The 14,115-nt window shown below is 42.2% G+C and carries 15 protein-coding genes; 7 read left to right on the forward strand and 8 right to left on the reverse strand.

The annotated features are described in order from the left end of the window. Window position 1: 1 nt before the first annotated feature. The 4 genes from HXT35_RS05580 to HXT35_RS05595 form a co-directional block, all read right to left on the reverse strand. Entirely contained in the window at window positions 2-727 is a 726-nt protein-coding gene (locus HXT35_RS05580; protein WP_004128690.1) for an aspartate/glutamate racemase family protein, read from the reverse strand. A gap of 42 nt (window positions 728-769) precedes the next feature. Beyond that, window positions 770-2,011, reverse strand: coding sequence for a hypothetical protein (locus HXT35_RS05585; RefSeq protein ID WP_004128687.1), 1,242 nt, complete (start codon window positions 2,009-2,011; stop codon window positions 770-772). A gap of 85 nt (window positions 2,012-2,096) precedes the next feature. Continuing rightward, window positions 2,097-3,884 carry a UDP-N-acetylmuramoyl-L-alanyl-D-glutamate--2,6-diaminopimelate ligase gene (locus tag HXT35_RS05590; protein WP_004128685.1) on the reverse strand — a complete coding sequence of 596 codons (1,788 nt, stop codon included), beginning with the start codon at window positions 3,882-3,884 and terminating at the stop codon, window positions 2,097-2,099. 79 nt (window positions 3,885-3,963) lie between these two features. Next, window positions 3,964-4,743 (reverse strand): exonuclease domain-containing protein, encoded by a 780-nt coding sequence (locus HXT35_RS05595; protein WP_032843595.1) that lies wholly within the window; start codon window positions 4,741-4,743, stop codon window positions 3,964-3,966. A gap of 119 nt (window positions 4,744-4,862) precedes the next feature. On the opposite strand from HXT35_RS05595, the gene HXT35_RS05600 reads away from it, so the two are divergent. After that, entirely contained in the window at window positions 4,863-5,435 is a 573-nt protein-coding gene (locus HXT35_RS05600) for a sigma-70 family RNA polymerase sigma factor (RefSeq protein WP_004128682.1), read from the forward strand. A 60-nt stretch (window positions 5,436-5,495) separates the two neighbouring features. Here the strand turns inward: HXT35_RS05600 and HXT35_RS05605 are convergent, their stop codons facing one another. From HXT35_RS05605 to HXT35_RS05620, 4 genes are all read right to left on the reverse strand, one after another. After that, window positions 5,496-5,570, reverse strand: a complete 75-nt coding sequence (locus HXT35_RS05605; RefSeq protein WP_369803150.1) for a 50S ribosomal protein bL37 — start codon at window positions 5,568-5,570, stop codon at window positions 5,496-5,498. A gap of 107 nt (window positions 5,571-5,677) precedes the next feature. Then, complete coding sequence (gene ybaK, locus HXT35_RS05610; RefSeq protein ID WP_004128680.1) at window positions 5,678-6,178, reverse strand: Cys-tRNA(Pro) deacylase; 501 nt, start codon at window positions 6,176-6,178, stop codon at window positions 5,678-5,680. A gap of 177 nt (window positions 6,179-6,355) precedes the next feature. After that, the gene (gene gap, locus HXT35_RS05615) at window positions 6,356-7,411 is read right to left on the reverse strand and encodes a type I glyceraldehyde-3-phosphate dehydrogenase (protein ID WP_004128678.1); all 1,056 of its coding nucleotides are present in this window, start codon (window positions 7,409-7,411) and stop codon (window positions 6,356-6,358) included. 171 nt (window positions 7,412-7,582) lie between these two features. After that, a complete protein-coding gene (locus tag HXT35_RS05620) occupies window positions 7,583-8,380 on the reverse strand; it encodes a thiamine diphosphokinase (RefSeq protein WP_004128676.1) in 798 nt (265 codons plus the stop codon). A gap of 245 nt (window positions 8,381-8,625) precedes the next feature. On the opposite strand from HXT35_RS05620, the gene asnB reads away from it, so the two are divergent. The 6 genes from asnB (at window position 8,626) to HXT35_RS05650 (ending at window position 14,044) form a co-directional block, all read left to right on the forward strand. After that, on the forward strand, window positions 8,626-10,512 hold the full coding sequence (gene asnB / locus HXT35_RS05625) for an asparagine synthase (glutamine-hydrolyzing) (RefSeq protein WP_004128674.1): 1,887 nt from the start codon (window positions 8,626-8,628) through the stop codon (window positions 10,510-10,512). 214 nt (window positions 10,513-10,726) lie between these two features. Beyond that, on the forward strand, window positions 10,727-11,473 hold the full coding sequence (infC, locus tag HXT35_RS05630; protein WP_080572232.1) for a translation initiation factor IF-3: 747 nt from the start codon (window positions 10,727-10,729) through the stop codon (window positions 11,471-11,473). Further along, on the forward strand, window positions 11,454-11,648 hold the full coding sequence (gene rpmI, locus HXT35_RS05635) for a 50S ribosomal protein L35 (RefSeq protein WP_004128670.1): 195 nt from the start codon (window positions 11,454-11,456) through the stop codon (window positions 11,646-11,648). The genes infC and rpmI overlap by 20 nt, the downstream gene beginning before the upstream one ends. A gap of 68 nt (window positions 11,649-11,716) precedes the next feature. After that, window positions 11,717-12,100 (forward strand): 50S ribosomal protein L20, encoded by a 384-nt coding sequence (rplT, locus tag HXT35_RS05640; RefSeq protein WP_004105106.1) that lies wholly within the window; start codon window positions 11,717-11,719, stop codon window positions 12,098-12,100. 96 nt (window positions 12,101-12,196) lie between these two features. Next, a complete protein-coding gene (locus tag HXT35_RS05645; RefSeq protein WP_004128668.1) occupies window positions 12,197-13,156 on the forward strand; it encodes a site-specific tyrosine recombinase in 960 nt (319 codons plus the stop codon). A gap of 48 nt (window positions 13,157-13,204) precedes the next feature. After that, window positions 13,205-14,044 (forward strand): ParA family protein, encoded by an 840-nt coding sequence (locus HXT35_RS05650; protein ID WP_004128666.1) that lies wholly within the window; start codon window positions 13,205-13,207, stop codon window positions 14,042-14,044. The last annotated feature ends 71 nt before the right edge of the window (window positions 14,045-14,115 follow it).

Here is a 14,115-nt window from a genome sequence, read left to right on the forward strand (position 1 = left end):
GCTAATTTCGCAAAGCTTTAGCTTTTTCTACAGTATCTTTTACGAGTACTGCTTGAGCGTCAACTAAAGGAATTTGCGGAAGAGGGAAAGCTTCATTTAGCACGCTAAGCTCTGTGCATCCTAAAATAAGTGCGTCGCAACGGCATGCTCCAGAAGGGTCTAGCATATCGCTTAAAACTGATTCGTAACGGTGAAAATCAAGGTCTCCTGTGCCTTTTACGTCATCGTAAATAAGCGAAGTAATACGTTTCTGCAAATCGTCGTCTGGAGCTACAAACGTGTATCCCGCTTCTTCAATAGCGCGCTGATACACTCCCGCTTTACGAGATCCTGCAGTGCCTAAAAATCCAATGCGCTTGCAACGAGCAGTAGGGTAGCGTCGAGCAATTTCGGCCACAGCTCCGCGAGGCATATGCATAATAGGCACGTTTGTAAGAGCTTGGAACTTATCGTAAAAATAATGTGCCGTATTGCATGTTAATACAATAAAAGAAGCTCCCATTTGCGTTGCTTTTTGAATATCGTCCGCAAGAACAGGGAATGGGTTTTCTTCGGAATTGCCAACAATATAAGCCGTTCTATCTGGCACAGAAGCGTCGTTAAACACCACATAATCCAAAAACTCTTGATCATTATGCGCATGTGTTTCTTTATTCAGTAAACGAATATAGCTTTCTGTTGCAAGCGTGCCCATGCCGCCAAGCACAGCAAAAAACGGCCGTTTCATCGTGTAATTTTCCTTTCGGAACCCATATTGTGCCGGAGTATTTCACGCCTTATTGCGGAAAAATTCAGCATAGCGCTTCTTGTAAATTGAAAACATATGACGAATCATAAGCCAGCGTAGTAGGTTCATATCCTTCTTATATTCTAGCGTAGTGCCCCAATCGCCGCGACGAATCATACTAGTACCACGCTTCTTTTCTTCGCCTTCTGCTACATAATTTAAGAAAATAGAGCGTGGAATTTCCATCCACAATTTTTCTCCACGGCCGAACACAGTATTTCCGTCAAAAGGCTTATGGTCAATTAAATCTTCAACAAAATATTTCGCAATATTAAAGCCGTTTAAAGTCACAAAGTAGCTTGAGCGGCCTTGACGTAAGTTTATTTCAAAAAGTTTATACTCTCTGTCGCGCTCATCGTATTTCATATCAAAATTAGCTACGCCAACGTATTTAATATCTTCTAAGAACGCTTTAATGTTGCGGAAAACTTCCTCATTGTAGTCAGGAATAATAGCAGCGTAATTGCCGACCGCTTCTGGAGTTGGGTCTTCAAGAAGCGGGTGTCCAAGGAACATCATGCGCACGTGGTGCTCGCTATCTACGTATGCGTTTAGAACGCGCATACGGCTATCGTCGCCCGGAATAAAGTCTTGCAAAATCATTTCGCCATCGTAACCGGCTTTATAAGAACGTTGAATAAGAGTATCAAGCTCCTCAGGTGTGTCGATAATAAAAGCCTTCTTACGCCCCTCAAAATCAACTTTAAGCCATTTGGCGCTATCTGCAGGCTTCATAGCAATCGGGAAGTCGAATGGAAGATCTTTGTATGCGCAAGAAGCTACTTCCTCAGCGTTTACTACCTTAGTTTTTGGGTGAGGAAGATTGTACTTTTCGCAAGTTTTATAGAACGAGCTTTTAAGGCTAAGCTGTCGGTTTAATTCGTTTGGCAAAGTGTGGAAAGCAAAATAGTCGCGCAATTTTTCTCCACACTGGCTTAACAAATTTGCGTAAACATCTCCGCAAGGAATAAGTAGAAGCTTAGTATTTGGATTCTCTTTCTTCCATGATTCTCCAAACGAAAGCATTGTGCTTAAAAATGTTTTAAGCTCGCCAAAATTTGGAACGATTCTCACATCAATAATCTTGCTAAATTTTGTAGGAGAAAGTTGGAAATATGCAAAAGCTATAGAAGTAATACCGTATGCTTCATGGAATGCTCTAGCCATTCCGTAAGCGTTAATATCGCTGCCGAGCAGCACTGGTTGGAATTTTTGATTAGTCATTAATATCTTCTTTATGGTTTATTGGTTCGTTTATTTGTAGCATGTATTCGTAGCGTTTACTTTTACGTTTTTGCAATACTTAATGTTAAAGCGTAAAAAGACGTTTTATGATTTCTGAATCACCCTCGTAAGGCACATGCTTGTTTTCGTGTTTAATCCAACGCTCATCGCCTTTGCCAATCAAAAGAATAACGTTGAATTTTTCTTCGCGATTAAAGCTTTTTCGAGCGTCGTCAACACTGTATTCCACTGCATCTGGACGGTCTATAATAATATGCGACTTAACGTTTTCGTTAGTTATGTAGCCTCGCATATCTTTGCAAATATCCATTTCGTCTTCTGTATTTGTGTCTTCAGTTGTAAAAATAAACTGGTAAATACGATTTTGAGCAGCTTGAACGATTTCCTTACGACGATCGTAAGCTTTATTACCTGCAGATCCTGTTACTAGTGTAATTCTAGGGTTTTCCTTACCGTAACGTTCATCAACAAAATCAAGAAGTGCTTTAGTGGAAATATAATTATGCGCGTAATCAACAACAGCAATTGTGTTAGACTGTGCGTCTTTGAATACTTCCATGCGTCCAGGAATCTTAATATTTTCAATAGATTTCAGTGCTGCTAAATCAGTATCCTGATTAATTGAAAGTTCTCCAGCAATAGCAATTGCTGCTAAAGCGTTTTCGTAATTAAAATCTCCTGCAATAGACAATGCGAATTCGGATATAGGGCAGTAGTGCACGTCTTCTTCGTAGTCACTATTTTCGTAGTTGCCATCTTCGTCAGTGTCTCTAATAGCAATGCAATGCGACTCACTGTTTCCTGTAGGCATTGCAATGTAATCAGGCGTAAGTAGCTCGGCATAGTCGTCGTTAACAGATGTGCAAGAGTCTACGAGATTATCTTCTAAATCGTCACTATTTTTAATTTCGCAAGAGCTATTGTCTATTTCATCTTTTTGGATTCTTGCAAAAGTTGTTACATGCACGTTGTTACGTTCAGCGTCTTGCATTAAAAGATCTGCGTGATCTGCATCCGCATTTAATACCAGATGCTTAGTATTTGCAATAATTTGACGCTTGCAATACAAGTAATCTTCAAAAGTTGGGTGCTCAATAGGGCTAATATGATCCGGACTAATATTTAAGAAAGCTGCAACGTCAAACTTAAGCCCGTACACGCGATTTACCTTATAGGCTTGGGAAGAAACTTCCATAACAAGGTATTTCATGCCGTTATCTACAGCTTCGCGCATCATTTTAAAAGCGTCAAAACTTTCAGGAGTTGTTAAATCTGACTCAACATAATTAACACCGTCTAAGCAGTTATCTACGGAGGAGAACAATGCTGCTTTTGAGCCAGAATGTGCGTTTAGAATAGCGTGAGTAAAGTATGCGGTAGTTGTTTTACCTTTAGTTCCAGTAATTCCAACAACTGTGAGTTTTTCTTGAGGATTTCCAAAGAATTCTGCAGAAAGTATGCTCATTGCTTTGCGCGCGTCTGTAACAATTAAGCCAACAGCATTTGTGTACTCAGCGTAACTTTGTTCAGCAACGTATGCGCTAAGACCTTTGCTGTCTGCGTCTAAAAGATATTCAGGCTTAAAATTGCCTTTAATAAAAAGCAAAGTTCCAGGCTTAATATCGCGAGTATCGTAAGTTGCGTGAGCAAAACACTCATCCGCATCAAAATTGGCAAAATAATACGGATTTAAAGACCATATTTCATTACGAGAATGCGTAGAGTCTGTGGCTTGTTCTCTATTGGAAGCTGAATCTTGTGACTCGTGATGCTGAATCATTTCGCGCAACAATCCATATTGTTGCAAAAGTTTACTTGCGCTTGTTAGTGACAACGTGTTGTGCATAGTCATATTTTTCTTTTCGCTAAACATAAGTAAATATTTTTAAGCAATAATGCAATTGGATTATAAATTGTTTATTTCAACAAGTTTAAAGCCAAGTTCCACGAATTGGCTCGCGACCGTGAGATTCAAGCCACTTGTTAAAACTATCTCTCCAACGAATATATGCTTCTCTCTGCCAACTCATTAGATTGCTTAATGTCATGCTTCCAATTTGCTCATACGCATTGCACATAGGAGCAACTAAATCAAGAGCTGCCACAGTATCTGCAGTTGCATCGTGGAAGTCACCAATTGGTTCAACGCCATAGAATTGGGAAGTAAGAGTTAAGGTGCGTTTTCCAGGTCTTATAGAAACAGCGCGATCAATAACAAGCGGATCTACGGTAAGAACATCGTTTTCTGTAAGAGTGCTTATGCTGCAAGATGGTCGCTGATTTAAAGATTTTAGCTGCCAACGGTTCAAATCATGACGAAGCATAGCAACATCAAACGGTGCGTTATAAGCCAGCAATGGAATATTCTTTGCTTGAGCCAAGCTAACTGCTTGTGCCAGTGCTTCAAGCTCTTCTACAGGTTCTCCGCCGTGTTCTTGAAGGTATTCGTCTGTGAAACCATTTACTTCGCTTGCTTTAGGATTCATAGGCTGATGAGGGTTAATTAACCATGTAGAAACAGCATCGCCTTCGTGACCTAAAGAAGGATTTCTTAAAACCAAGGTTGCGGAAGCTATTGCGTCTTTACCAATATTTGCTCCGGTTGTTTCAGTATCGAAACCAAGCAGCCACGATTTTGAAAGTGGAGTGTTTTCCTCTTGAAATGGAGCTGCATTTAAAGCATCTAACAATTCTTTAATATTTGTTGGCATAGTCACAATATTACCGCAATGGCTCGTTATGGCGCGCGGACAATCTACAAAGCGATTCGTCAAACGATTCGTAAAGATATTTGCAAATCTATGTGCAAAGTAAAAAGTATTATTAAGTTATGAGTAAGTCTAATAAGTGCGCGCTTGTTAAGCGTAAATATGAGCAATTTGAGCAGCTTATTACTACTTGTGTTGATTCTTTATACAATCAAGCTATGCGATTAACCAATAATGTGCAGGATGCTCAAGATTTAGTACAAGATACTTTTGAGCGTGCGCTAAAATCTTTCTCGACTTTTCATCCTGGCACAAATTTTTCAGCTTGGATTAACAGGATTGAGCGCAATTTGTATTTTAACCAATACGCAAAAGAAAAGCGTGCGCCTAAGCGAGCAAACGATAAAACTGGCGATTATAACGATTGGGATATTTACGAAGCTTCTAATCATACTCCAAATGGACTGGTTTCTGCGGAACAAGAGTATTTTGAAGGATTCGCTCCTAAGGAGATTATTGCAGCTTTAGGAACTCTTCCTCCTGATCGCAGAAAAGTTTTTGTTGAGGCTGCTATTAATGGGAAATCTTATAAGCAGATTGCCAAAGAAGAAGGCATAAAAATTGGTACTGTTATGAGCAGACTTAATCGTGCTAGAACTCAGTTAAAGCACGAGCTTGCAGATTTATGCAGATAATCAAAACAAAAGCCCGCGTAGAAGCGGGCTTTTATAGTATTTATAAGCAAAAATTACAGCTTAAGCATTTGGCCTTTTGCCGTGATTTGCTGCTTTTTTACGACGCGCCTTGCGCTTGCGGCCACGCATACCCATAATGGTACTCCTTAACGATTAATTAACAACCTTAGGGATTATCGCACGTTGCCAAGACGTTATACTAGCTCACGCTTAGCTTATGCTTAAATCTAGTTGCAGCAAACTTATGCTGCAATATCTGCAACGGTTGCATTTAACAATGTTACGATGTCTTGAGGATTAAGCACCACGTCAAGTCCGCGCTTTCCTCCAGAAACAAGAATCTCATCAAACTGCATTACGCTAGTGTCAAGAACTGTTTCATGATGTGTTTTCTGACCAAATGGCGAGATTCCGCCAACCACGTATCCGCTTTCACGTTGTGCAACTTCTGGGCTTGTCATACTAGCTTTCTTTGCGCCGACCGCTGCAGCAATTGCTTTCATATTTAGTCGTCCATTTACTGGAACAATTCCAACTACTCGCTTTTCACCAGTGTCAACCATAAGTGTTTTACAAACTTGAGCGGCACTTACGCCGAGTTTTTCAGCAGCTTCAATTCCATAGCCGTCATCCATGTGATCGGCATCATGCTCGTATTGCGCTATGCGGAAGGTGATTCCTGCGTTTTCGAGTTGCGCAATAGCAGGAGTTGCTTTTCCTGTTTCTGCATGTTTTTTACTCATTGCGTTTCCCCTTATGTTGCGTGACTTAGTAGCAATTTTGTGTTACATGATATGCTATACCAACTATTGACTTAATGTAAATTTAAACAATAAACCCCTTGTGGGCCTAGAAAGCAGCACAAGGGGTTTAATAAACCTTACAAAATCAGATTATTTCTGATTTTTACTTGAGTGAAATCACTCGGAGATTTCAGCGAAGTAAAGAAGGGTGCGAATCATGTTAGCGGTGAAGCCGCACTCGTTATCGTAGAAGGTAACGGTACGAGCCAAAGTTACACCGTCAACAGTGTTCACATCGGTCTGAGTTGGATCGAAAACGCCACCGTGGGTGTCGCCGATGATGTCAGAAGACACGATGCTGTCGGCATTGTAACCGAAGTACTCGCAGTTCTCAAAAGCCTTCTTGAAGGCTTCGTTGATTTCTTCAACAGTTGCTGGCTTTTCAAGAACGGTGGTCAACTCGGTAACGGAACCATCTGGAACCTGAATACGCTGTGCGTGACCCTGGAGCTTGCCGTTAACTTCTGGCACAACCTTGCCGATTGCCTTAGCAGCGCCGGTGGAGTGCTCAATGGTGTTGCAAGCTGCAGAACGGTTGTTGCGTGGCTTGGAGCCGCGTGGGCCGTCAAGAATCATCTGAGTTCCGGTGTAAGCGTGGATTGTGGTCATGAAGCCGGACTTAATTCCCCAGTTATCTTGCAAGAGCTTAACCATGGCAGCCATGGAGTTGGTGGTGCAAGAACCAGCGGAAACAATGTTGTCGGAGGCCTTCAAAATCTGATGGTTTACGCCGAATACGACTGTTGGGGTGGTTTCATCCTTAGCAGGAGCGGAGATAAGAACCTTCTTAGCGCCAGCGTTCAAGTGAGCCTGGGACTTTTCTGCAGAAGTATAGAAACCGGTGCATTCAAGAACAAATTCAACGCCATCATTCTTAACCCATGGAATGTTATTGGCATCCTTCTCGGCGTATACCTTATAAGTCTTACCATCTACGACGATTGCGTCTTCGGTAGAAGTCACCTCAACTGGGGTGCCGTCATCGTGGCGGAATGTGCCGTGGGTGCTGTCGTACTTAAGCAAGTAGGCGAGCATAGAAGGAGTGGTCAGATCGTTGATGGCTGCGACTTCGATATCACCGGCTTGACCGCCGCGAGCTTGAAGCTCAAAAATACGACGGAATGCAAGACGACCGATGCGACCGAAACCGTTAATACCAATCTTGACTGTCATGTGGTTCTCCCTTGAGTGAGACCTCGTGCGCAACGTTTAAGTCGCGCTATTTTCGCGATGAAAACTCACGCATTGTGGTCATCGTTATTTGAATTAACGGTGTTCATTTTAGTGTGCGGTCTGTACGAAAAGTTGCAGAACAGTGCACGTAATGTGTAAAGAGTTCAAGGTCTAATCGTTGTAAGTCATAGACTCTGCAGCTGCAGTAGTTGAGTCAGTTGGAGTTGCTTCACTTTCCAGAGGAACAGCTAATGCTTCAGAAATAGAAGTGTCAACTTTGCCTAAATCTCCAACAGGCCTTTTGAACCAGCTAACTTGCGGCAAAGGAGCGTTAATTGGGAAGGTTACAATAAGCGTTCCTTCATGAACATCAATATGAGCCGGTGTGTTGTTTAATAATTCGTTGCTTAAACCTTGAACAGCGTCGCCGTGCATAACAGCATGCTCAAGCTGATATTTTAAACCAGTCTCGTTTACATCATTTGAAACAGGAGTGTGCGAAAACACTGAAACTATGCGAGATTTGCTTCCGTTTGATGCTGGAAAATCAAGTGAACCATCGTGAATAGCAGTAACTATTTGACCGTCGCCATATAAGAAGCCAATTCCGCCGCGACGAGCTAAGCGAACCATAAGTTGAATATTGGAAATTGTATGGTCAACGCGTCCACCTAAGCCGCCAAAAATATGGAATTCTCTAGCTCCTTTAGACCATCCAACTTTTAATGCGGAAAGTAAATCTGGATCATCCTTTTCGGATGGCAAACGTGTAATAATGGCGTCGGTAGGAAGCTTAAGGCGAACAGAATCAAAATCTCCAATAAGGGCATCTACATGCAAACCTAATTCGCATGCATGATCCCATCCACCATCTGCAGCAATGGTTAGTGCGCGATCCGGCACATGCTCACGTGTATTGTCGTAATAATCTCCTGCTGCTAGTACTACGCAGCGTTGCAAAGGTTCCATATCATCATAATAACGCTCTATTAGTATCTATTTAATGCTTCCAAACAATAGTTTACAAACGCTGTATTGAGTAGTATTTTGTTATGTTTTTGCTTGATATTCTTCAATAACATAAAGCGCTTGATGTAACATTGCATATCAGACTAGATTTTCTAAGACATTATAGATTTTCTGCATTAGTAGCAGGAAAATAATTTGTCGGAAAATAATATGACTTGTGTTGTGCACTTTACGAGGAGAAATAAATGTGCGGAATTGCTGGGTTCATTAATGACACCCCAATTAACGTCAAAAAACAAATTGTTAAAGATATGACGGATGTAATTGCTCACCGTGGGCCTGACGAGTATGGCACAATGATTGATAATCATGCAGCATTGGGATTTCGTCGTTTAAGCATTATTGACCTTCACGGTGGTTCTCAGCCAATGTATAACGAAGACGGAAATCTTGCAGTTACATTCAACGGTGAGATTTATAACTACAAGCCACTTCGTGAAGAACTTATTAAAGATGGTCACATTTTCCACACTGATTGCGATACAGAAGTATTAGTACACGGTTATGAACAGTGGGGTAAGGATTTACTTAAGCGTTTGCGCGGAATGTTTGCGTTTGTTATTTGGAATAAGCAAACTCAAGAATTGTTCGGCGCTCGCGACCATTTTGGTATTAAGCCTTTCTATTATGCGCATATGAACGGCACTTTTATGTATGGTTCCGAAATTAAATCTCTTCTTCGTCATCCGGATTTTAAGAAGGAATTAAACGAGAATGCTCTTAAGCCTTTTATGACTTTCCAATATCCTGCAATTAGTGAGACTTTCTTTAAGGGTGTGTTTAAGCTTCCTGAAGGACATTGTTTCACTTATAAAAATGGTGAGATGAAAATCGAACAGTATTACGATCCTAATTTCCGTGAAAGCAAGCAGCATTTGAACGAGCTTGTGGATTTAATCGATAAAACTGTTTGCGATTCTGTTAAAGCTCATCAGATTGCAGATGTTGAAGTTGGTTCCTTCCTTTCTTCAGGTGTAGATTCTAGCTATGTTGCCGCTGTTGCTCGCCCAGAGCACACGTATTCAATTGGTTTTGCTGGCGGACGTTATAACGAGTCCAAGCAGGCTGGAGAATTGGCGAAAATTATTGGCTTAAATAATAAATCTGAAATTATTGATGCTGAAGATGCATTCCGCTATTTCCCGCAGATTCAATGGTATTTAGATGAGCCTGATTCTAACTTCTCTTGCGTTCCATTGTTCTTCCTGGCGAAGCTAGCTTCTCAGGATTTGCGTGTTGTGTTAAGCGGCGAAGGCGCAGATGAATTATTTGCAGGATACATTGATTATGGTGTTCACACGCGTTCCAAGCTTATTAAAGTTGTGACGCGTATGCTCGCAAAGTTGCCGAAAAAGTTGCGTTATGCAATTGGTAGAGCAGCAAAAGGAAAGCATTTCCATGGAGCATGGCATTTGTACGCTAATTTGGCTCCAGCTGAGGAGCATTTTATTGGCCAGTCAAAGGTTTTCAATGAGGAAGATGCTGTAAAACTTTTGAAGCCTGAATACCGTAAAGGTCCGCATGTTATGGATATTGTTGGTGCTATTTATAACAGAATTTTAGGTAAGGGTCTTTCGGAAGTTAAGAAGAAGCAGTATCTCGATATGCATCAGTGGATGCCGGGAGATATTTTGCTTAAGGCAGATAAAATGACAATGGCTCACTCTTTGGAGCTTCGTGTGCCTTTACTTGACCGTATGCTTATGGATGTTGCAGAGCAGGTTCCTACTAAGTATTTGATTACTGATGAAAATACGAAGTTTGCTTTCCGCCAGGCGGCTGCACGTCATTTACCTAAGGCCTGGTACGACCGTGAAAAGCTTGGTTTCCCAGTGCCAGTTAAAGATTGGTTGCGCGAAGAACGCTTTTATAAGATTGTGCGCAAAACTTTTGAAAGTGACGATGCGGCAAAGTTCTTCGATCGTGACGCTTTACTTCAAATGATAGATAACAACTATGCTAAGCGTACTGACGATCGTCGCAAGATTTGGACAGTTTACACTTTCTTGACCTGGTATGACGTGTACTTTAATCACGATGGATTGAAGCCTGATCCTGTGCAAGTTGCGTAAGTAAGTCTATTAGCGATTTGCGTAATGATTATTTGTCAAGGCATGTAGTATACTAAACATTTGGCTTGAGTAATCAAGAAAGTGGGATGTCCCCACCTGGAAGCCTACTGTGGTTTCGGGTTCATGACTTCGGTCACGCAAGTTAGTCTCTTGTGCTGCTTGCTGCGCTGTTATACAGCGTTTTATTGATATGAAGTGTTGAATCCTTAAACTAATGGACTTCTTGGTGTATTGCATTCTACCAGTATTTAGAAGGATTGGAGTCATCATTAGCGACGAACCACGCATTAACGAGGAGATTCGAGTCCCTCAGGTGCGCCTTATTGGTCCAAAAGGCGAGCAGGTGGGAGTTATCGCAACCTCTGTCGCGTTAAACCTTGCAAGGGAAGCTAACCTCGATCTCGTCGAGGTAGCGCCTACTGCTAAACCTCCAGTAGCCAAGCTTATTGACTATGGTAAGTACAAGTACAACGAAAAGATGAAGGCTCGTGAAGCGCGCCGTAATCAGACCACTGCTGAGGTTAAGGAAATTCGTTTCCGCCTCAAGATTGATGATCATGATTTTGACGTTAAAAAGGGTCATGTACTTCGTTTCTTGAACGGTGGAGATAAGGTAAAGGTCACTATTATGCTGCGTGGCCGCGAACAGTCTCGTCCAATTGGCGGCGTTGAACTGTTACGCCGACTTGCGGATGAGGTCTCTGAAAGTGGCACCGTTGAGTTTGCGCCGAAGCAAGAGGGTCGCAATATTATTATGACTCTCGCTCCAAAGGGCAAGAAGATTCATACACAGTCTGAGCAGCGTCGTCGAGGCGCTGAATCTCGTGCAGAGCGTCAAGCTCGCCAGGCTGCACGTCTTGCGGCAAAGCAGGAAGTGCAGGCACAGGCTGCAGCTGCAGTAAATGCTATGCAATCCGATCAACATCACAAGGAGGGCAGCAATGCCGAAGATGAAAACTAATTCCGCAGCGTCCAAGCGCGTTCGTCTTACCGGTACCGGTAAGGTGATGCACGATGGTAGCGCCATGCGCCACAACTTGGAGCACAAGTCGGCTCGTAAACGTCGTGCTCTTTCCGAAGATAAAGTATTGGCTACTGCGCAGAGCAAGAAGCTTAAGGGCTTGCTCGTTAAGTAAGTAACAAGTAAGAATTGCTTGTAAACGAATACGCAATCATAAATTTTTAAGAAAGCTGAGGAATACTTATGGCACGAGTAAAGCGCGCAGTAAACGCTCACAAGAAGCGTCGCGTTGTTCTTGAGAGGGCTTCTGGCTACCGCGGTCAGCGCTCCCGTCTTTACCGCAAGGCAAAGGAACAGCTGCTCCACTCATTTACTTATAACTTCCGCGACCGCAAGGCTCGCAAGGGTGATTTCCGCAAGTTGTGGATTCAGCGCATCAACGCTGCAGTTCGCGCTGAAGGCATCACCTACAATCGCTTCATTCAGGGCTTGCACTTGGCAGGGATTGAATTGGATCGTCGCGCTCTTGCTGAGCTCGCTGTTTCCGATATTGAAGCATTCAAGGCTGTTGTCGAAGCTGCTAAGGCTGCATTGCCAGCTGACGTAAATGCTCCAGTTGAAGCCTGATTTCGCTTTAATAGAGTTTGATTTTAAGCCCGTCCATTTTAAGGCGGGCTTTTTCTTTTAAAACAACAAATTTACTTATTAGCTATAATTATTTTTATGCGCTCAAATCTTGATTCTGACAATAGAAAAAATAATATTCCTGAAGAATTTGCATCTTATATTCAACGTTTTATTGCGCATATTGATATTGAGCGTGGTCTTTCTAAAAAAACAGTATCAGCATACGCTTCAGATTTGCAAGATTACGCATCTTGGCTTTATAGTGAACGAAAAATTAAAGATATTACCGCTATTTCGCAGTTAGATATTGAATCATATATTAGAACTTTGCATAAATTAGGTTTGGGATCTCGCACTGTTGCTAGAAGACTTGCAAGTATTCACGAATGGCATCGTTTTATGCTTGCTCATGGAGATATTAGCTCTGACGCCTCAGCGCAAGTAAAAGCGCCAAAGCAGGCGGATTACTTGCCGGATGTGCTAAGCGTTGATGAAGTAAATCGTGTTATTGAAGCTGCTGGAAATTTTGGTAGCGAGGACGCGATTTCTCTTAGAGACGCAGCATTACTCGAATTTTTGTACGCTACAGGAGCGCGAATTTCAGAAGCAGTAGGCGTAAAATTTGAAGATCTTGATTTAGAAGACTCCGTTGTAAAACTTACTGGAAAAGGCGCAAAACAGCGTCTAGTTCCAATTGGTGGTTGCGCTGTTAGAGCTATTTGCAAGTATATTGAAAAATCTCGCCCAATATTATCTTCAAAAGGAAAGCGCGAATTGCACACTATTTTCTTAAATAAACGCGGCAATGCTTTATCTCGACAGTCAGCATGGTTTGTGGTTGTTGATGCAGGGGAGCGCGCAAAACTTGGACGCCCCTTGCATCCACATACTTTACGTCATTCTCTTGCTACGCATTTAATAGCAGGTGGTGCGGATGTTCGCACAGTTCAAGAGCTTCTTGGTCACGCTTCTGTAACAACTACGCAAATTTACACGCATATTAGCCCAGATGCTTTATTTGAAGCGTATGTAATGAGTCATCCTCGTGCTAGATAATTTCATTCTCAGAGTTTCGTGAGTATACCTGTTGATAAAGTGGGGAACATGCCTACTGATTTACTTGGACGCGAATACGAGACTTTTCATGCGCCGCAACCGCTTACTTCTCACGGTCCTGCGCGAATTATTGCTATGTGCAATCAAAAAGGTGGAGTCGGTAAAACAACCAGCTCTATTAATATTGCTGGAGCTTTAAGCCAGTATGGTCGTCGCGTTTTAATTGTTGATTTCGATCCGCAAGGTGCTGCAACTGTTGGTCTTGGAATTAACGCTAACGCGCTTGATAACACGGTTTATACAGCATTATTCGATTCGTCAGTAGACGTTCACGACGTAATTCGTCATACTGAAACCGAAAATATTGATATTATGCCGGCTAATATTGATTTATCTGCTGCAGAAGTTCAGTTGGTTACAGAAGTTGGCCGTGAACAGATTCTCGCAGGCGTATTGCGTAAAGTTAGAGACGAGTATGACGTTATTATCGTAGACTGCCAGCCTTCTCTAGGTTTGCTTACAGTAAACGCGCTAACAGCAGCAGATGGTGTAATTATTCCGCTTGCTGCAGAGTTCTTTGCACTTCGAGGTGTTGCTCTCCTTATGCAATCTATTGAAAAAGTGCAGTCTCGAATTAATCCAGATCTTAAAGTATTTGGTGTTCTAGTTACTATGTATACACGCACTTTGCATAGCGAAGAAGTCTTACAGCGCATTTACGAAGCTTTCCAAGATCGAGTTTTGCATTCCGTGATTTCCCGCTCTATTAAATTGCCGGATTCTACTGTTGCTGCAGTTCCTATCACTATTTTTGCTCCTGAGCACAAGACTGCAAAAGAGTATCGTGAGGTTGCGCGCGAGCTTATTGCTAAAGGTGTTGTTGCTTAAGTTTTTTACGGCTTGATTTGCGCGAGTTGTTTTTACTTCTCGCGCTTTTTGTAAGACTGTCTTAGCTCGCG

This window comes from Gardnerella sp. DNF01141, from assembly GCF_049244255.1.
GTDB lineage: Bacteria > Actinomycetota > Actinomycetes > Actinomycetales > Bifidobacteriaceae > Bifidobacterium > Bifidobacterium vaginale_E.